Raw genomic sequence first — 17,258 nt, forward strand, 5'->3', positions numbered from 1 at the left:
GATGTCACTAAGTCCCGCTATAAAAGCTGCTATGTCGGCAGAATCGAGAAGTCTCTTCGACGGTAAGCTGTCGCGTGACGCGGTGCAGGCGGCTTTTAAGGCAAACGGGGCTTTTTCGTCCGAGACATCTTTTGAATCTGAGAGAGCGACTAAAGCTAAAGGGGCTCTCACAGTTAAAACTGCTTACCCTTCTGATTGCTCTTCCAAAGCTGCGGCACATTTGAGTGCAGAGGAGAGCGCTAAGACTGAAGGCTATGTTGCAACTGAAGGCGATGTTAAAGCTGAGGGCTATATTACAGCTGAAGGCTCTATAACAATTAAAGGCGCTGCAAAAGCTGAGCGTAATGGTACTGCTTCAACAATTAATGAGCAGGACGTGGCACATCGTTTTTCAAAAGCGGCTGTGCAGTACAACAGTATTGCGGGTGTTCAGCGCATTATTGCTAAGCAGGCATTAGCGAACTTACCGATAGACTTACAGGGTACGGTTCTTGATATCGGCTGTGGTACTGGCATTCATACCCAAACCCTTGCAAATAAAGGTGCAGCCGCAACTGGCGTAGACATTGCCGAGGGCATGTTAGCGCAGGCCAGAAAAATGTACTCTGACCCCATTTTCGTGGAAGGTAGTGCTGTTGATTTGCCTTTCTGTGATAGCCAATTTTCAACCGTATTTTCATCTATGGCGCTTCAGTGGGTTAGCGATACTGGGATTGTTGCTAATGAGATAGCGCGAGTGCTTGAAAAGAGTGGTATTGCCGAGCTGGCGATTATGGTGGCGGGTTCATTTAGTGAGCTTAAAACGGCGCGCAAAGTAGCGCAGCTTCCGCAAGCCGAAACCTATATGCCGACAACCTCACAATGGGTAAATGGCTTTAAGCAGTCGGGCCTTTCTTTGCAACGGGTGATTACTAAGGACTATGTCGATACTCACTGCGATATTATGTCGCTACTGCGCTCTGTGAAAGGTGTAGGGGCAGGAGAGACCGGGCGAAAACAACCGCCGCTCACCCGTCGAGATATTAAAAAATTAGCTATGGCTTACAGCAATATGAGCGGTGTAGAAAGTAAGTTACCGCTTACCTACCGCGTAAGTCATTTTAGATTGGAAAAACGATGAAGCAGTATTTCATTACCGGTACCGACACCGAAGTAGGTAAAACCTATGTTACCTGCCAACTACTACAAGCTGCGCAAAAAGCCTCGTTAAGCGCCATCGGCTACAAGCCTATTGCAGCCGGGTGCGAACAGGTTGATGATGAGTGGGTAAACGAAGATGCGCTAAATATTCAGAAAGCGAGCTCCAAAATACGCGCAGATAAAGCCATTAAAATAACAGACAATAACGAGCTAAAAAGCGCAAGTGAAAACAACGAAGAAAGTGGACAGACACTTCCTTTGCATCAAATAAACCCAATTGCACTAAAGCCGGCTATTGCTCCACATATTGCTGCCCTTGAAGAAGGTGTTGCGTTAACGTTTGACGAAATTGCAAGAGGGCTTGACGAACTGCACGCCTATCAACCCGATCTTCTGTTAATGGAAGGTGCAGGTGGGTGGCGTTTACCGCTAACGGTAGGTGATGAGTATACGCCCACTTACTATCTTTCTGATGTCGTGAAAACACTCAAAATGGATGTGATTTTAGTTGTAGGCATGCGTTTGGGTTGCTTAAATCACGCGCTATTAACGGCAGAAGCAATTCGCGCTGATGGACTTACCATTAAAGGATGGGTTGCGAACGACATCACGGGTAACATGACGCGATACCAAGAAAATCTGCACTCTCTTAAAGCCATGTTACCCGAGCCGCTACTGGCAGAAATTCCCTACCAAGTAGCGCCTAATGATGAGGCGCTATTCGCCGCGATCAAGCAAATAAGTTAAATCATCACCTGAATGAATTGACGTTTTTTCTTCACCTAAAAAGATAAAGCCGTCTTTTTCACCCACTAGGGTAAGTTGATTATGAGTAAGGCGCAGCGCTGTGCCTTCGCGAATAGCAACTACTGGCGTGGTTGGATTAAGCGTGGTGAACTCTGCCAGACGTTGGTCGCGGGTTTCGCCATTGTGGCCCGGCGGCTGATAATCGGTGTAGTGCGGGTTTAACTGAAACGGCACGATATCTAGTGCATCAAAGCTAGGCGGCTCGATAATGGGCATGTCGTTAGTGGTTCTAATTGATTGACCACAAATATTCGAACCTGCACTCCAGCCAATATAAGGAGTGCAATCGGCGATGGCGTGCTTTATTGGCACAATAAGCGCGTTTGCATAAAGAGTAGAAAGCAGGTGAAAGGTGTTTCCACCGCCTACAACAATGGCTTGGCCGTTTTTCTTTGCGTTATTTACCGCGGCAACCGGATCTTCAACGGAATGTAGCCCAGTAACCTTGCACTCTGGCAGGGCGGTAGCAACGGCGTCTACATAGCTATCGTACGTTTGAGTGACGGCGGCATAAGGAACAAATAGAAGGTCGCGAATTTCGCCTATGTGTGCAAAAATAAGCGCTCTAGCGTGCTCTAAGTAAGCCTCGTCGCCTTGACGTGAGCTACTTAGCATAAGTACATGTGCGGTCATACTAACTCCACAATTTTTCTGACGGCGTATCATACGTGAAACTAGGCATAAAGTTTAGTCGCGCTCCGTCACTGCGTTGAAATAGGATTTTGAATGAAACAATCTACATCGGTGTTGTTCGTGTGTTTGGGTAATATTTGTCGTTCTCCAACCGCAGAAGCCGTGTTCAAACACAAGGCTGCACAAGCCGGATTAAATATTGAAATTGACTCAGCGGGAACCCACGGCTATCACATTGGTAACCCGCCCGATAAGCGTTCGCAAGCCGCAGGCGTAGAACGTGGCTACAGTTTCAAAGGTCTAAAATGCCGACGTTTTGATGAAAGCGATTTTGAACGATTTGATTTCATTCTTGCCATGGACAACAGCAACCTTGCTAATTTACACGGTATGTCGCCAAGCCAGTACCACGATAAAATTAAGCTGTTTCTTGATTTTGCAAATGTAGACGATAAAGAAGTACCTGATCCATATTATGGCGGCAAGCGCGGCTTTGAGCTGGTGTTGGATCTTATCGAAGAAGCGTCGGACGGTTTGATTGCGCATATTAAACAAACCCAACAACAATAAACGCAAATCATATTGATAAACCATCTCGAAAGCCCACGTTGAGAACCCATATTGACAATGACAGGAACTAAACGCACCGCCGTCACTTTGGTTGTAATAACAGTACTTTTGTCACTCGTCATCGGTGTGGTAGGGATTGTTGGCGTGACAGGGCTTTCCGAAACGGCGGCTGAACTAAAACAGCATATTATTGTTCAGCTTCAAATACCGCTTATTCTTACTGCGTGTTTAGTAGGGGCAGCACTGTCTACAAGTGGCGCTACCTTGCAAGTAGTGCTGCGAAATCCTTTGGCAGACCCGGGAATTATCGGCATTACGAGTGGCGCAAGCTTGGTTGCTGCGCTTTTGCTATTGCTAACCCCACAATGGGCTACAGCGTACCTACACTATTTGCTGCCTTTGGGATGTTTTATTGGTGCGTTGTTATCTACATTTATTATCTACCGCTTAGCAAGAAAACTGTTGGGCTCCTCTACGGCTGTTATTCTAGCGGGTATTGCCATCTCTACTCTTAGCGGCGCCGTTATAGCGTGGCTTTACATGTTCAGCGACGCTAATGCCCTGCGCAATCTTACTTTCTGGTTAATGGGTAGTTTGTACCAAACTAACTGGTTAATTTTGTCAGTGGGCGGCCCGTTAATCGCTGTTGCTGTCGCATTACAGCTTTATTTCGCCGGCGATTTAAACAAGCTCTATGCTGGTGAACTTGCAGCAAAAAGCAGTGGTGTGGATGTGGAGAAACTCACTGAGCGCGCACTCATTGTCTGCGCTATTGCTGTAGGCACTGCGGTGTCTATGGCAGGCTCTATTGCTTTTGTTGGCTTATTAGTACCGCATATCTTACGTTTGATCATCGGGCATAATAATCGCTATTTGTTGCCGTTAAGTGCATTAAGTGGTGCAAGTCTGCTGATGCTGGTTGCGTTAAGCTCTGAAATGACCCGTGCCATTACGCTTCCGGTGTCTATGGTAACAGCTACGTTAGGCGGTCCATTATTAATTTGGGCATTAGCTAAAGGTCAAATAAAAGGGTAGTGGAGGGGAAATGAAATGACGACAAACAATTTTAGACCCCAGCAACGCCCTGATTCTGGCAGCAATGAACGAATAAATGCTAGTGAGCAAGACACCATAATTACTAACCCTAAGGAAAACGTTAGCGTTAAAGATGACGTTGCTGATTGCAATAGCCCAGCGAATAGCCATAACCTAGCAGATAGTCGTACCGTTTTAAGCTTACAGAATGTAAAAGTAGCATCGCGACTTTCGGTGGAAGGTTTACGTGCAAAAAAAGGCGAGTGCGTTCACATTATAGGGCCAAATGGGGCAGGGAAATCAACACTGTTGCTTACCCTTGCGGGCCTTATTGACGCTGATGAGGGCACCGTCATGCTGCTAGGTAAACCAATGAACGATTGGTCGCTGGCAACACTTGCGAGTGTGCGCACCTTATTAGCGCAACAAAGCGAAAGTGGTTTTCACTTGTCGGTAAAAGAGTACCTAAGCTTTTATGCAACAGCACAGCAAGATGAACTAATTCCTCCGGTTTTAGAAAAAGCACTCGAAATATCGGGTTTCTTGAACCAAATTGTCACCCAGCTTTCTGGCGGTGAGCGTCAGCGAGTAGAAATTTGTCGTTCGCTTTTGCAAATATGGCCGCAGTTAGAGCGCGGAGAGGGGGTTGTGCTTTTAGACGAGCCATTGCAAGGACTTGATATAAGACATCAATATGCACTGGCTAGTTTGGTAAAATTCCTTTGCGATAAAGGGAATACCCTACTTATGACGTCTCACGATATCGCGCTTAGTGCCAACTATTGCGATAGTTTATGGCTTTTGCAAAAAGGTCGCATGGTAGCGTTCGGTAAGCCACAAGAGGTGGCCACGCAAACAAACTTAGAAAGTGTGTTTGAATGCCATTTTGCTATAAGCAAGCACGATAACTTTCTAGAAATTCAAGTTTGCGCACCTATTTCCCTAGAATAAATGTGGTAAAGTGCCCCCAGCATTTTTTTAGATTCACATTTTCACATTAGACTGATTAGAAAAAAGCGCTACAGACGCACTGTTAAGCGCGCTACAGTCTTTTTATTCGAAGCATCTAGCTTCAATAAATATTTTCAGTAAAACGTTTGCCCTACGTTTTTTATTCAGGAGAACACCGTTGAGTAATTGGCAAGTAGACAGTTGGAGAAATAAACCTATTCTTCAGCAACCAGAGTACGACGATAAAGCACGTTTAAAAGAAGTAGAGCAAACATTAAGTTCTTATCCACCGCTTGTATTTGCTGCTGAAGCCCGCGAGCTTAGACGCCAGCTAGGTGAGGTCAGCTTGGGTAAAGGCTTTCTTTTACAAGGCGGCGACTGTGCTGAGTCGTTTGACGAATTTAATGCGCCTAAAATTCGCGATACCTTTAAAGTTATTCTTCAAATGGCCATTGTGCTTACCTTTGCTGGTCGTTGCCCGGTAACTAAGGTTGCCCGTATGGCAGGCCAGTACGCCAAGCCGCGCTCATCAGATTTCGAAACCCGCGGTGGCGTGACTTTACCAAGCTATCGTGGTGATATCATCAATAACTTCGAATTTACCGAAGCGGCCCGTCGACCAGATCCTGACCGTTTGTTGGAAGCCTACCATCGCAGTGCGTCAACCCTGAATTTACTTCGCGCGTTCGCACAAGGTGGTTTGGCCGACCTTCATGAAGTTAACCGCTGGAACATGGCGTTCGTTGAAAACAATCCGCTTAAAGAACGTTATTCTGATATGGCCAACCGTATTCAAGATACCCTTGAGTTTATGGATGTTATTGGCATTAACGCGCAAACCAGTTCTACGCTGCACGAGACCTCACTGTTCACGTCGCATGAAGCATTGCTGTTGAACTATGAGCAGGCGCTAACACGCATCGATACCCTTACCGGTAAGCCTTACGATTGTTCGGCTCACATGGTGTGGATTGGCGAGCGTACCCGTCAACTTGACCATGCGCACGTTGAGTTTTTCCGTGGCATTCACAACCCAATTGGTGTGAAAGTGGGGCCAAGCATGCAAGAAGACGAGCTTATTCGTTTGATTGATGCGCTTAACCCGCTAAACGATCCAGGTCGTTTAACGCTAATTACGCGTATGGGCGCCGATAATTTAGCCGACAATTTGCCACGCTTATTGCGTAAAGTGAAAGCTGAAGGCAGACACGTAGTGTGGAGCTCTGACCCGATGCACGGCAACACGTTCTCGGCATCTAGCGGCTATAAAACCCGTAACTTCGATGCAATTTTGAAAGAAATTAAGCAGTTTTTCCAAGCTCACGAAGCAGAAGGTACTCACGCAGGTGGTATTCACCTTGAAATGACCGGTCAGCACGTAACGGAGTGTACAGGCGGTGCTTATGAAATTAGCGATGAAGACTTAGCGCAAGCCTACAAAACGCAATGCGACCCGCGCTTAAATGCAGACCAAGTACTTGAAATGGCATTCTTGGTGGCTGATCATTTGCGTAATGCGTAATGCGTAATGCGTAATGCGTAATGCGTAATGCGTAATGCGTAATGTTTAAAGTGACCAACATCGCATTGGCAATTTGAAGAAACGGCATCATTGAGGTGCCGTTTTTTTTACCTAAATTTTACGCGTATATTTGGGGTTAGGTTGATATGCTCATTGTGTTGAAGTAAACACGATTGACCTATGACCCAATTTAAACACGGTTTCTATACACTCTTTATTATGGCTGTGGCTATTTTAGGGTGTTTAGCACTTAGTAACTGGTTACTGCCGCTTGGCGGTATTCTGCTCATTCTACAGCTTGCGTGTGCCATTGTGGCGTTAACGACCTCAAGGTTTTACGGCTTGCTTGCAGGAGTAGCCGGAGCACTGAGCTTTAATTATTTTTTCACCGAGCCTTTGCACTCATTTCATATTGCAGAAGTTGAAGACAGCATAAATTTTGTCGTTTTCATCATTGTAGCCATCCTCATTAGCGAGCTTGCTGTCTACGTCAATTCTCAACAACATGCACTACAGGTTGTTAAAACACAATCTAGTGTCCTGCGATCTGTGTCACACGATTTGCGTACGCCGCTCTCTACCATTATCGGTTCTGTTGAAACCTATATGACATATCAAGACAAGCTTGATGACGTTGAGAGACAGGCACTGTTAAAAGGGGTTCACGATGAAGGTAAACGCCTTTATGTTTACGTTGAGAACCTGCTTCAAGCCACACGAATTGAGCATAACGCGTTAGCGCTAAATTTAACCCATGTAAACCTGACCGCCTTTTTAGCTAACCTTGAAAGTCGTATCAACAGCGGTCGACTAAAAGTGATCAACAACAGTGACAGTCACGGTATAACTGTGTCTGAATCACTGTTTGAACAAGCTTTATTTAACGTAATTGATAATGCCCTTAAATTCAGCGATGACAGTGTATTGCTGATGGTTAGCCGCTCTGATGGAGAGTTTAAGTTTCAAATAGCCGATAAAGGCGAAGGGATCAGCGATGAACAGCTACAAGCGCCAATACAGCTTTTTCAAACCAGTCGTCGCAGCGATAGCGGAAAAGGCGGCATTGGCTTAGGGCTAAGCGTAGCAGCAGGCATAGTTCACGCCCATGGTGGTGCTATCAAGCTGTCGAATACCACACCAGGCCTTCTCGTCAGTATCACAATTCCAAAAAGGGATTAGCGCAATGAGCCACACCATTCTACTTGTTGAAGATGATGCGAATATTCGTCAGATGCTGAGCATTGCGCTAGGTGCAGAAGGCTACCTTTGTGTTGAAGCTGCTTCGGTTCGAGAAGCTTTGTCATTGTTTAATCAGCACCGTCCTGACCTTGTCATACTCGATTTAGGGTTACCTGATGGTGAGGGGAGTGAAGTACTTAAACGCATAAGAGAATCTAGTCGCCTGCCAGTGCTCGTGTTGTCTGCAAGAGATCAGGAGTTAGACAAAGTCGACCTGTTGTCCCGGGGTGCCAATGACTATGTCAGCAAGCCTTTTGGGATCAGAGAGCTTGTCACCCGTGTGAAAGTACTGCTAAGAGACTTCAATCCTGTGGTTGAGCCCACATCGCCCACACGACAGATTGGCAAGATAGCGTTGGATATTACCGAGCGACGGCTGCTCGTTGAAGGCGAAGTTATCGCGCTCGCCCCAAAAGAAGTTCAGCTTCTTGACGAGCTTACAAAACAGCCTGGGGCGTTTATTAGTCAGCAAGAATTGTTAAGAAGAATATGGGGGCTACATCACAGTGAAGATACCCACTACATCCGCGTTCTTGTAAGACAGCTAAGAAAGAAGATAGATCCGTTCGAGAAAGATTTAATAGAGACAATGCCTAAACAAGGCTACCGAATAGCGGTTGATAAACCGGAGGCTAATTAATGTCGCATTTTAGTGTAATTGGGCTTGGCAAGTTTGGCTTAACGGCCAGTTTAGAGTTAATTCATATGGGGCACACTGTTACAGGAATTGACCAAAGTGAAAAGCTGGTTGAACAGTATGCAGGTGAGTTTACGCAGTGCGTTGTGTGTGATGCCAGTGATGAGCGTGCGCTCAAGGAATTAAACTTGTGTCAGAGCGAAGCCGTGCTTGTCGCTATTGGCGAAGATATGCAAGCTAGCTTACTGTGTACGTTAGCACTAAAAAACTTGGGCGTAGCCAATATTTGGGTGAAAGCTAATAGCTCTGCTCATCACGCTATTTTATCCAAGCTGGGTGTGTCGAAAATTATTCATCCTGAAGAAGAGATGGGAGCAAGGGTGGCGCAAGCGCTTAACTACCCAATGGTGAATGACTACTTGGGTATAGGGCACGGCGTTTATATCGTTGATGTCATTTTGTCTGATCACTTTTCTTCACAGCTCTTAAAAGACGTGCTGTCCGTCGGTAAGGGGCAAGTCTCTTGTTTGTTAGTTAAGCGAGGTCACCAGCTACATCATAATCCATCGTTAGACTTTGAAGTTACTTCGAAAGATACCGTTATTCTCTGTGGCCATAGAGAGAATCTTGTTAAAATAGCGCCTAGGCTAGCACAATGAACAGATGGGATCCTGGCTACAGACCGATAGAGCGCTCGCCTAAAGGTATCAATAAAATTCAGGTAGGGCCGCCTCTTATTCTCTCTCTAAGCTTTGTGGCGGTGATTTTCTTAGGCACCGTTATCTTAAAATTACCAATGATGACTCATGAGCCCATCTCGTGGATCCAAAGCCTATTTACTTCCACATCGGCGGTTACAGTAACGGGTCTTGTGGTAGTCGATACCGGTTCTGTTTTTACAACAGCTGGACAAGCGGTGATTGCGGTTTTAATCCAGCTGGGGGGCCTAGGGTTGATGACGTTTGCCATCGTCACGCTCATTGCCTTAGGAAGTAAAATCAGTTTCTTGCAGCAATCGGCAGTGAAGGAGGCGTTTAATCAAACAGATTTATCAACGCTTGTGTCTACAGCAAAGTCGGTACTGATTTTTGCTTTCTTCGTTGAGTTAGTGGGTTTTTGTATTCTGTCGGCCTACTGGATGCAGGAAAAAGGAGTAAGTGAAGCGTTATTTCACGCGTTTTTTTACACCATCTCTGCGTTCAACAACGCAGGATTTGCACTTAGTGGGGATAGTCTTTCCGCCTATGTGGGAGACCCGATTATCAACATCACTATTTCTGCATTATTTATTATTGGTGGTCTCGGGTTTTCCGTTTGGATAGAGCTTCATAAAAAGCGCAGATGGCAACGTATCTCTGTGTATGCCAAGACAATGATATTGGGTACGCTAATTGTCAATGTAACCGCCTTTTTGCTTATCTTTGTTATTGAAAGTGATAATCCTGCAACCTTGGCGAACCTCGATACTCAAAGCGCATTATGGGCATCTTGGTTTCAAGCCGTTACTCCAAGAACAGCCGGCTTTAATACGCTGGATATAGCATCGTTAGAAGATCCAACAACAGCACTAATGTTGTTGCTAATGTTTATCGGCGGGGGCTCAATGAGTACCGCAAGCGGTATAAAACTGATGACTTTCATCGTTTTGATCATTGCCGCATACAACTATATTCAGCGGGGAGCTGCACCACGACTCTTTGGCAGAACAATTTCAAATGACACTATCAGCAAAGCGCTAGCGCTTACGATGATTTCCATAGGTATTACGTGGATAGCTATTTTTCTTTTATTAATGTCAGAAAAAGCTGACTTTTTGGATATCGTGTTCGAAGCGGTTTCTGCTCTTGGGACCGTGGGTCTTTCCAGAGGGTTAACTGGCGAGCTGTCAAACAGTGGTGAGTGGATCATTATCTTACTGATGTACGCGGGTAGATTAGGGCCTTTGACATTGGCTTATTTTATTGCCAGCCCTCGAATAAGCCGCATTAAATACCCAGAAGCTAAGCTAGCAATTGGTTAACCTGCAAAAATGGCGGCTCGTTCATCTTCACTTAAAATACCGACGAAGATGGTTTCTCTTCTTAAGTTGGCTGTACGCTCATCGTCAGCCAAAAGAAGCGCCTTAAATACGTCTGGTTGATGGCGAGCCTCAATTATTCCTTTCCAAAGAAGGTAGCTACCATAGCGCATCATTTTGTTGTGATAACGGGTTTCTAATGTTTTTTCGACTTCTTCGAATAGTTCTGGTTGCAACATCAGTTTGTCGGCAATGGCATTGTGTATTTTTTTGATACGTTCGTTTACGTCACTTCGACGTTGCTTTCTGGGTCTTGCTAACATAAATCATCGTGTGGTTAGAGTTTACTCATTTTGCCATTAGGGGACGCCGAGTCCCCGTGTGATTGCTAGTCGCCATTTAATAGCGGTTCTACAACAGACTCTAAACCGTTTAGCTTAATTTCATACATTAAAGCGAGCTGTTCACCAAGCTTGTTTTCTGGAAAGCCTTGCTTGTGAAACCAGACCAAATAGGGTTCAGGTAAATGAAATAGGCGTCTTCCAGCGTATTTGCCAAAGGGCATCACTTGGTTAATAGCGGCTTTAATAAGCGTTGGGTCCATTTACTGATTACCTTTTGACTTGGAATTTTCGTTGAGATCTTCATCTTCACGTTGTTGTGCTTGCCATAGTGCTGCGTATTCACCACCTTGCTCAAGCAAATAAGTGTGTGTCCCTTCCTCTACAATGGTACCGTTTTTAAGTACAAGGATCTTGTCGGCATCAACAATTGTGGACAGTCTATGGGCGATGACTAGGCTGGTGTGTCCTTTAGCAGCGTCGCGAAGGGCCGCTAATATCGCACGTTCTGACGTGCTGTCTAACGAGCTGGTGGCTTCATCAAAAATCATGATTGGCGCGCCTTTAAGTAAGGCCCTTGCGATAGATACGCGCTGCTTTTCGCCACCAGAAAGTTTTAGGCCTCGCTCACCTACCGTTGTGTCTAGCTTTTCAGGTAGGCTTTCTACAAATGCTTCAAGATGCGCGAGTTTGATAACTTGCCTAATGTCTTCATCGCTGGCATCAGGGTTACCGTAGCGAATGTTCTCCAGCAAGGTAGTGTTAAACAGCACCGTATCCTGAGGGACAATGCCGATATGTAAACGCAGACTTTGTTGCGTAACCGATGCGATGTCTTTTCCATTTATCGTGATGTCGCCCTGTTGTGGCTCATAAAACCGAAAGAGTAGTTTCATCAGCGTTGATTTTCCCGCGCCGCTTTCACCTACCACCGCTACTTTTGAGCCTGGCGGTACATCAAAGCTTAAGCCGTTAAGTATCTGTCGATTATCAGTGTATGCAAAATGAACATTGTTAAATCGCAGTGCGGGGTTCGCACAGGTTAATTCTGTAGCGTCGAGGGCATCTTTTATGGCCGGAGTTTGGGCGAGAAGGTCAAACAACTTATCGATATTCGCAAGGCTCCCTCGAATTTCACGGTACACAAACCCCAAGAAATTTAAGGGCATAAAAATTTGCATAGTGAACGCGTTTATCAAAACAAAGTCACCTATGGTCATCTCGCCATTCATGACGCCAAAGGCGGCGTTTGCCATCATAGATGTCATGGCGATAGCGATAATAGCGGCTTGGCCGCCATTCAATGCAAATAGCGACAAGCGGTTTTTTCTTCGTGCCTTTTCCCATGCAGCTAAATCCGTGTCGTAGCGATTGGCTTCAAAGGATTCGTTGTTAAAATATTTAACGGTTTCAAAATTTAGCAGGCTGTCTACCGCCCGGGAATTGGTGGTCGAGTCTGCTTCATTCATCTGAGTAACAAAGCGAGTACGCCAATCCGTGGCTTTCATCGAAAAGCCAATGTAAGCCACCACGCTAACTACAATAATTAACGCGAAAGATACGCCAAACTGAAACAAGAGTAAGCCTACAACAAGAGTGATCTCTAATAGGGTAGGAACAATATTAAACACCATAAAACGCATGAGGAAGCTTACGCCGTTGGTACCGCGTTCTATATCTCGTGACAATCCGCCTGTGCGTCGATTTAAATGAAAGCCCAAGTCTAAGTTGTGCAAATGTTTAAAGACTTTTAGGCCAAGGCGGCGCATGGCACGCTCTGTAACCCGCCCAAATAGCGTATCGCGTACTTCGCCGAGCAAAACATTCAGTAAACGCAGTGTTCCGTAGGCAACAATAAGGCTGATAGGTACCGCTAATGCAAGCGTGGTTAGGTCGCCATTTAAACTATCGACGGTGTATTTCAATACATAGGGTAGGCCGATACTGGCAAGCTTTGCTGCTACTAGGCACAGTAGAGCAAGAAATACACGGTGCTTGAACTCTAGGAGATAAGGCCAAAGCTGTGAGAGAACGTGCCATTTAACAGGTTCGTCGACATTGGTAGGAAAACGGTTTTTTCTCATTTTATAGTGTGCTTTATTATTGTGTTTACAGTGTTAGGAACGCGCTGATTCAAAAAATAGCTTTTCGTAAACGTTGTAATAGATATTGAGCTAACCTGCTCGTGTAGGGCGATTTTCGCTTTTTGAAGTACGTTTTGAAATAGGCTAGAGATTAAAATGGTCTTAATTATAGCGATGAATGTGTTTAATTTTGGTTTCACCGCGCGTACACTAGAGGTAGTTTAATTTAGTTACCTTGTTATTTACTCAATGTTTTACTGGCTTATGTTAGATTGAGAAAGCCGTGAATTGAATGACTAAGCAGCACAGGATTAAGGAGTTAGTTTGTTAGAAGATAGTTTCGGTAGACAGTTTCATTATTTACGTTTGTCAGTGACCGAAGCGTGCAACTTTCGTTGTCAGTACTGTTTGCCAGACGGATATGAAGGCCCGACGAGCGATCAGTTTATGACGCTAAACGAAATTGATACCTTGCTCAAAGCGTTCGCTAAGCTAGGTACGTCGAAAGTGCGCCTAACAGGCGGCGAACCAACGCTGCGAAGAGACTTTCTTGATATTTTACAGCTAACAAGTAATACGCCTGGTATCGAACGTGTAGCGATGACAACACATGGAGCGCGAATGGAAAAGTTTGCGCATCAGTGGAAAGAAGCAGGGTTACACCAAGTAAATGTAAGTATTGACAGTTTAGATCCCCGTCAGTTTGCCGCTATAACAGGACAAGACAAGCTTAAAGCTGTACTTCGAGGGTTAGACGCAGCGATTGATGCCGGCTTAGACGTGAAAGTGAACTCTGTCTTACTCAACGACTTTTCAGATAGCCGTCTTCATAGGTTTCTTGCTTGGCTAAAAGATATGCCAGTAACGCTCCGGTTTATAGAGCTAATGGAGACAGGCGACTTAAATCAGTTTTTCAATAAGCAACATCAAAGTGGTACGCCGCTAAAAAGTACGTTGTTAGACATGGGCTGGCAGCCTTTGTTGCGTAGAAAAGATGCGGGGCCCGCGCAAGAGTTTTACCACCCTGACTATGCCGGTAAAATTGGCTTAATCATGCCTTACAGCAAAGATTTTTGTAAAACTTGTAATCGACTACGTGTTTCTGCCCCAGGAAAGCTACACCTATGCTTGTTTAGTGAAAACGGGATAGACATGAGACATCTTCTTGCCACTGGAAATGTGGATGAAGTGGTCGCTTTTTTACAAGATGTGCTGGGTCAAAAACACGAAACACACTATTTGCATGAAGGTAAAACAGGGGCAACCAAGCACCTTGCCATGCTGGGAGGCTAGTTAATTGGCTCTACGTTAAAGGAAAATGTAGGGCAAAATAAATACATCGAATAAGTTTGGTTTGTTGTAAAAATGAGCTATATTCAGCGGTGTAAGTATATTAAAAATAATAACGATAAAGGAAGTATATGCATATCAAGGACAGTGCGCGTCTTTCCTACCATTATATCACCGAACAAGACGCAGACTTTTTATGGGAGCTCGACCAAGATGAGCTTGTCATGAAATATATCAACGGCGGCAAGAAGTCTTCTAAGGAAGATATTCGGGAAATCTTTGTTCCTCGTTTCCAAGCCTATTCCAATCCAGCTCTAGGGTGGGGACTGTGGCGCGTGGAAACGCTAGTCGAAAAGGAAAGCATTGGTTGGATTTTGGTTCGACCCTTTGGCTTTTTTACTCAACACCCCGAAAGTGACAATATGGAACTAGGGTGGCGTTTTAAGCGCCATACGTGGGGCAAGGGCTACGCAACAGAGGCTGCGCAGTCTGTTAAAGAAGCGCTGTATGATATAGGTGTTGAAAAATTCTCTGCTATTGCTAACCCGCAAAATAGTGCGTCTATCAATATTATGAAAAAGCTAGGAATGACGTTTAGTCACGAGCTTGAGTATAAAGACAAACTCTATCACGAGACAGTAGTCGTCTACTCTAATTAAGTAAGCGTGTTGGTATAAGAAGGGCGAGGGGAATAACTGACGTTATCATTCGCTCTTTAGAATGCTTTTCACGTTCTCGTAGCGAGAATACTGATCTTCTGACAAAGCTGCCGACTCGAGTGTTTCTCTGCATTTTTTGATGGCCGAAAGGGTGTCGGGAAGCATAGGCGCGTTAGCTTTTCGGGCCCTTACTATTGCTTGAAGGTAGTTAAGCGCAATAGAGGGATTTTTAGGCATGACGCGGAACGCTTGAGCAAATGTTGTGTAAGACTGTTCTAAATTACCTCGTTTATACTGCGCAACGGCGGTGTTGTTAAGTATTTTAGGGCTTAGCGTAATCGCTTCTTTTTCTTCTTTCTCTTGTTTTAAATAGGTGGCCATGAGGTTTAATTCATCGTTCTCCTCATCCTGCCTTGAGGAAATGGCGTCTAAAATCGCAAGGGACTCTTTCTTCATTCCTACTTCATGAAGGGCTTTGGCTCTATCAAGCAAGGCTTCTGTGGAGTGGTATTGGGCATGATCTGTGTGAAAATCTGACAACAGCATTTGTGCTTTCACTGTGTCGTCTTTCAAATAATGAAGACGCGCGTCAATCACCGTCAGCTCATCGTTTAAGGCTGCTTTCGGGTGATCCTTTTTCAACTGTCGCAAATACTCATTAGTTTGTTTAACTATGTTGTTTACGTGTTCGGGCTCAGATGTCATAGCAAAATCAACGCCCGCTCTTGCGGCAGTTAAATAAATATCTGGCTTGTCATGGATAGAGTCTTTCGCGTAGCGCACCACCTTTTTAGCGCTGTTAAACTGACTTTCGTAATCATGAGTGATCCGCGCCAAATTTATCGCTAACTTATGTCTAGCAATGTTTTGAGGTGAGATATTGCACGCCAGCGATGTACACTCCAGCGCTTCGTCAAAAGCTGACTGCTTAATTTGTAGTTTGGCGAGTAAGTCATAGGCCTCAAGCGCAGAGTCAGGTCGCATCGCTAACTGGATAACTTCTCTTTCGGCATCGTCTAATTCATTGAGTGCCAACAGACTCTTCGCGATCCCCATTTTTGCCCAGCTAAAATCTTGAACGTTAATTATCGATTCAAAGAAGGCTACGGCTTCTTGAAACCTTTCTGTGATAATCAACAAATCGCCTTTAATCTTCATCGCTAGCGGAAAGTGTTCGGCTTGCTCAGGCTGCAATAGAAAGAACTCAACCTCGGCCAGGGCTTTTTCGTAGTCCTTTTTATCCATGAATGAATAGATATTCTTTAGCGCTTTTTTCCTTGATAAAACCCTGGAAAGTCGCCTGTCTAACTCGTTAACCGAAAAGGGCTTAGCGATAAACTCATCCGGCTGTAACTCTATGATGGCGTGGACGACTTCTGCTGAGGTATCTGCACTGGTGAAGATGAATGCGCTGGTAAGGGGTAGTGATTGAGTTTCGTTTAGTTGCTCAAGTAAAAAATAACCGCCTTGTTCAGAGCGCAAATTATAAGAGCAGATAATGGCGTCATAATCATGTTCTTGCAGTGCCGAAAGGGCATGAGAGGGCCTATCAACATAGTTCATGTTCTTGAAACCTAACTGCTCAAGTGCGTAGTGCATATGGCTTTTCGCCAGCACCTGGTCTTCAGCAATTAACAACTTAGTATTTCTAGCTAAGTGTAGTTTCATCAATTAGTAGCCTCTGAAACATGAGAACCCTTATTTTTCTTACCATATCACGGTAAGTACACCTTAAGTATAGTTCTTTATGGAGACTATCGCATTATGGAAGCTGCTCGTAGCTGAATTTCAGTACTGGTTATTGATAATGATTGCTAGGTTTGGTGTAGGAGTAGCCAAAATGCTTTAACGTGACAACGACTAAGACAGAGTTAGATTGTTGTGTTTCTAAAGATTGATATATTGAGAGGGATGGTGGACGCTACTGGGCTTGAACCAGTGACCCTCGCCTTGTAAGGGCGATGCTCTCCCAACTGAGCTAAGCGTCCGTATTTTTGATTTCACTGTTTGACCACGGTGAGGAAGTGGTGGACGCTACTGGGCTTGAACCAGTGACCCTCGCCTTGTAAGGGCGATGCTCTCCCAACTGAGCTAAGCGTCCATATTTTTGATTTCACTATTTAACCACGGTGAAGAAGTGGTGGACGCTACTGGGCTTGAACCAGTGACCCTCGCCTTGTAAGGGCGATGCTCTCCCAACTGAGCTAAGCGTCCATATTTTTGATTTCACTATTTAGCCACGGTGAAGAAGTGGTGGACGCTACTGGGCTTGAACCAGTGACCCTCGCCTTGTAAGGGCGATGCTCTCCCAACTGAGCTAAGCGTCCATATTT

At 45.0% G+C, this 17,258-nt stretch carries 17 protein-coding genes and 4 tRNA genes; 12 read left to right on the forward strand and 9 right to left on the reverse strand.

The window, feature by feature from the left end:
• The first annotated feature begins 1 nt into the window (after position 1).
• A complete protein-coding gene (locus NO989_RS13620; RefSeq protein WP_371342742.1) occupies positions 2-1,120 on the forward strand; it encodes a methyltransferase domain-containing protein in 1,119 nt (372 codons plus the stop codon).
• Complete coding sequence (bioD, locus tag NO989_RS13625) at positions 1,117-1,887, forward strand: dethiobiotin synthase (protein WP_371342743.1); 771 nt, start codon at positions 1,117-1,119, stop codon at positions 1,885-1,887. Before NO989_RS13620 ends, bioD begins: the two co-directional genes overlap by 4 nt.
• Here bioD and pepE read toward each other — a convergent pair.
• Complete coding sequence (gene pepE / locus NO989_RS13630) at positions 1,858-2,580, reverse strand: dipeptidase PepE (protein WP_278344766.1); 723 nt, start codon at positions 2,578-2,580, stop codon at positions 1,858-1,860. The two genes, bioD and pepE, sit on opposite strands and share 30 nt — an antisense overlap.
• 93 nt (positions 2,581-2,673) lie before the next feature.
• On the opposite strand from pepE, the gene NO989_RS13635 reads away from it, so the two are divergent.
• The 8 genes from NO989_RS13635 (at position 2,674) to NO989_RS13670 (ending at position 10,554) form a co-directional block, all read left to right on the forward strand.
• Positions 2,674-3,150: a low molecular weight protein-tyrosine-phosphatase gene (locus NO989_RS13635; protein WP_371342744.1), complete on the forward strand. Its 477-nt coding sequence runs from the start codon at positions 2,674-2,676 to the stop codon at positions 3,148-3,150.
• 57 nt (positions 3,151-3,207) lie between these two features.
• Entirely contained in the window at positions 3,208-4,185 is a 978-nt protein-coding gene (locus NO989_RS13640; protein WP_202940848.1) for an iron ABC transporter permease, read from the forward strand.
• Between the two features lie 15 nt (positions 4,186-4,200).
• Positions 4,201-5,136 (forward strand): ABC transporter ATP-binding protein, encoded by a 936-nt coding sequence (locus tag NO989_RS13645; RefSeq protein ID WP_069944010.1) that lies wholly within the window; start codon positions 4,201-4,203, stop codon positions 5,134-5,136.
• Between the two features lie 178 nt (positions 5,137-5,314).
• Positions 5,315-6,658, forward strand: coding sequence for a class II 3-deoxy-7-phosphoheptulonate synthase (locus NO989_RS13650; RefSeq protein ID WP_069944011.1), 1,344 nt, complete (start codon positions 5,315-5,317; stop codon positions 6,656-6,658).
• Between the two features lie 180 nt (positions 6,659-6,838).
• Positions 6,839-7,837, forward strand: a complete 999-nt coding sequence (locus NO989_RS13655) for a DUF4118 domain-containing protein (protein ID WP_069944012.1) — start codon at positions 6,839-6,841, stop codon at positions 7,835-7,837.
• A 4-nt stretch (positions 7,838-7,841) separates the two neighbouring features.
• On the forward strand, positions 7,842-8,537 hold the full coding sequence (locus NO989_RS13660; protein WP_014948915.1) for a response regulator transcription factor: 696 nt from the start codon (positions 7,842-7,844) through the stop codon (positions 8,535-8,537).
• Positions 8,537-9,193, forward strand: coding sequence for a TrkA family potassium uptake protein (locus NO989_RS13665; protein WP_278344771.1), 657 nt, complete (start codon positions 8,537-8,539; stop codon positions 9,191-9,193). The genes NO989_RS13660 and NO989_RS13665 overlap by 1 nt, the downstream gene beginning before the upstream one ends.
• The gene (locus tag NO989_RS13670) at positions 9,190-10,554 is read left to right on the forward strand and encodes a TrkH family potassium uptake protein (RefSeq protein WP_039227356.1); all 1,365 of its coding nucleotides are present in this window, start codon (positions 9,190-9,192) and stop codon (positions 10,552-10,554) included. The genes NO989_RS13665 and NO989_RS13670 overlap by 4 nt, the downstream gene beginning before the upstream one ends.
• On the opposite strand, the gene NO989_RS13675 is transcribed toward NO989_RS13670, so the two are convergent.
• The 3 genes from NO989_RS13675 to NO989_RS13685 form a co-directional block, all read right to left on the reverse strand.
• Complete coding sequence (locus tag NO989_RS13675) at positions 10,551-10,874, reverse strand: hypothetical protein (RefSeq protein WP_061094648.1); 324 nt, start codon at positions 10,872-10,874, stop codon at positions 10,551-10,553. The genes NO989_RS13670 and NO989_RS13675 overlap by 4 nt on opposite strands.
• Positions 10,875-10,939: 65 nt before the next feature.
• Positions 10,940-11,155 carry a DUF3820 family protein gene (locus tag NO989_RS13680; protein WP_278344772.1) on the reverse strand — a complete coding sequence of 72 codons (216 nt, stop codon included), beginning with the start codon at positions 11,153-11,155 and terminating at the stop codon, positions 10,940-10,942.
• A complete protein-coding gene (locus NO989_RS13685; RefSeq protein WP_278344773.1) occupies positions 11,156-12,976 on the reverse strand; it encodes an ABC transporter ATP-binding protein/permease in 1,821 nt (606 codons plus the stop codon).
• Positions 12,977-13,300: 324 nt separating this feature from the next.
• On the opposite strand from NO989_RS13685, the gene moaA reads away from it, so the two are divergent.
• Positions 13,301-14,269 (forward strand): GTP 3',8-cyclase MoaA, encoded by a 969-nt coding sequence (moaA, locus tag NO989_RS13690; RefSeq protein WP_014976074.1) that lies wholly within the window; start codon positions 13,301-13,303, stop codon positions 14,267-14,269.
• Positions 14,270-14,397: 128 nt separating this feature from the next.
• On the forward strand, positions 14,398-14,925 hold the full coding sequence (locus tag NO989_RS13695; protein ID WP_371342745.1) for a GNAT family N-acetyltransferase: 528 nt from the start codon (positions 14,398-14,400) through the stop codon (positions 14,923-14,925).
• A 45-nt stretch (positions 14,926-14,970) separates the two neighbouring features.
• On the opposite strand, the gene NO989_RS13700 is transcribed toward NO989_RS13695, so the two are convergent.
• The 5 genes from NO989_RS13700 to NO989_RS13720 form a co-directional block, all read right to left on the reverse strand.
• A complete protein-coding gene (locus NO989_RS13700) occupies positions 14,971-16,593 on the reverse strand; it encodes a response regulator (protein WP_371342746.1) in 1,623 nt (540 codons plus the stop codon).
• Between the two features lie 244 nt (positions 16,594-16,837).
• A tRNA-Val gene (locus NO989_RS13705) sits at positions 16,838-16,913 on the reverse strand.
• Positions 16,914-16,950: 37 nt separating this feature from the next.
• Positions 16,951-17,026: transfer RNA gene (locus NO989_RS13710), tRNA-Val, on the reverse strand.
• A gap of 37 nt (positions 17,027-17,063) precedes the next feature.
• Positions 17,064-17,139: transfer RNA gene (locus tag NO989_RS13715), tRNA-Val, on the reverse strand.
• Between the two features lie 37 nt (positions 17,140-17,176).
• Positions 17,177-17,252 (reverse strand) — tRNA-Val (locus NO989_RS13720).
• Between the last annotated feature and the right edge of the window lie 6 nt (positions 17,253-17,258).

This window comes from Alteromonas sp. DY56-G5 (assembly GCF_041414725.1).
Classification (GTDB): domain Bacteria; phylum Pseudomonadota; class Gammaproteobacteria; order Enterobacterales; family Alteromonadaceae; genus Alteromonas; species Alteromonas macleodii.

Bases quoted from the DNA above. Each gene is read 5' to 3' on its own strand.
- NO989_RS13620 (WP_371342742.1), top strand. From the start codon at position 2: ATGTCACTAAGTCCCGCTATAAAAGCTGCTATGTCGGCAGAATCGAGA.
- bioD (WP_371342743.1), top strand. From the start codon at position 1,117: ATGAAGCAGTATTTCATTACCGGTACCGACACCGAAGTAGGTAAAACC.
- pepE (WP_278344766.1), bottom strand. From the start codon at position 2,580: ATGACCGCACATGTACTTATGCTAAGTAGCTCACGTCAAGGCGACGAG.
- NO989_RS13635 (WP_371342744.1), top strand. From the start codon at position 2,674: ATGAAACAATCTACATCGGTGTTGTTCGTGTGTTTGGGTAATATTTGT.
- NO989_RS13640 (WP_202940848.1), top strand. From the start codon at position 3,208: ATGACAGGAACTAAACGCACCGCCGTCACTTTGGTTGTAATAACAGTA.
- NO989_RS13645 (WP_069944010.1), top strand. From the start codon at position 4,201: ATGACGACAAACAATTTTAGACCCCAGCAACGCCCTGATTCTGGCAGC.
- NO989_RS13655 (WP_069944012.1), top strand. From the start codon at position 6,839: ATGACCCAATTTAAACACGGTTTCTATACACTCTTTATTATGGCTGTG.
- NO989_RS13660 (WP_014948915.1), top strand. From the start codon at position 7,842: ATGAGCCACACCATTCTACTTGTTGAAGATGATGCGAATATTCGTCAG.
- NO989_RS13665 (WP_278344771.1), top strand. From the start codon at position 8,537: ATGTCGCATTTTAGTGTAATTGGGCTTGGCAAGTTTGGCTTAACGGCC.
- NO989_RS13670 (WP_039227356.1), top strand. From the start codon at position 9,190: ATGAACAGATGGGATCCTGGCTACAGACCGATAGAGCGCTCGCCTAAA.
- NO989_RS13675 (WP_061094648.1), bottom strand. From the start codon at position 10,874: ATGTTAGCAAGACCCAGAAAGCAACGTCGAAGTGACGTAAACGAACGT.
- NO989_RS13680 (WP_278344772.1), bottom strand. From the start codon at position 11,155: ATGGACCCAACGCTTATTAAAGCCGCTATTAACCAAGTGATGCCCTTT.
- NO989_RS13685 (WP_278344773.1), bottom strand. From the start codon at position 12,976: ATGAGAAAAAACCGTTTTCCTACCAATGTCGACGAACCTGTTAAATGG.
- NO989_RS13695 (WP_371342745.1), top strand. From the start codon at position 14,398: ATGCATATCAAGGACAGTGCGCGTCTTTCCTACCATTATATCACCGAA.
- NO989_RS13700 (WP_371342746.1), bottom strand. From the start codon at position 16,593: ATGAAACTACACTTAGCTAGAAATACTAAGTTGTTAATTGCTGAAGAC.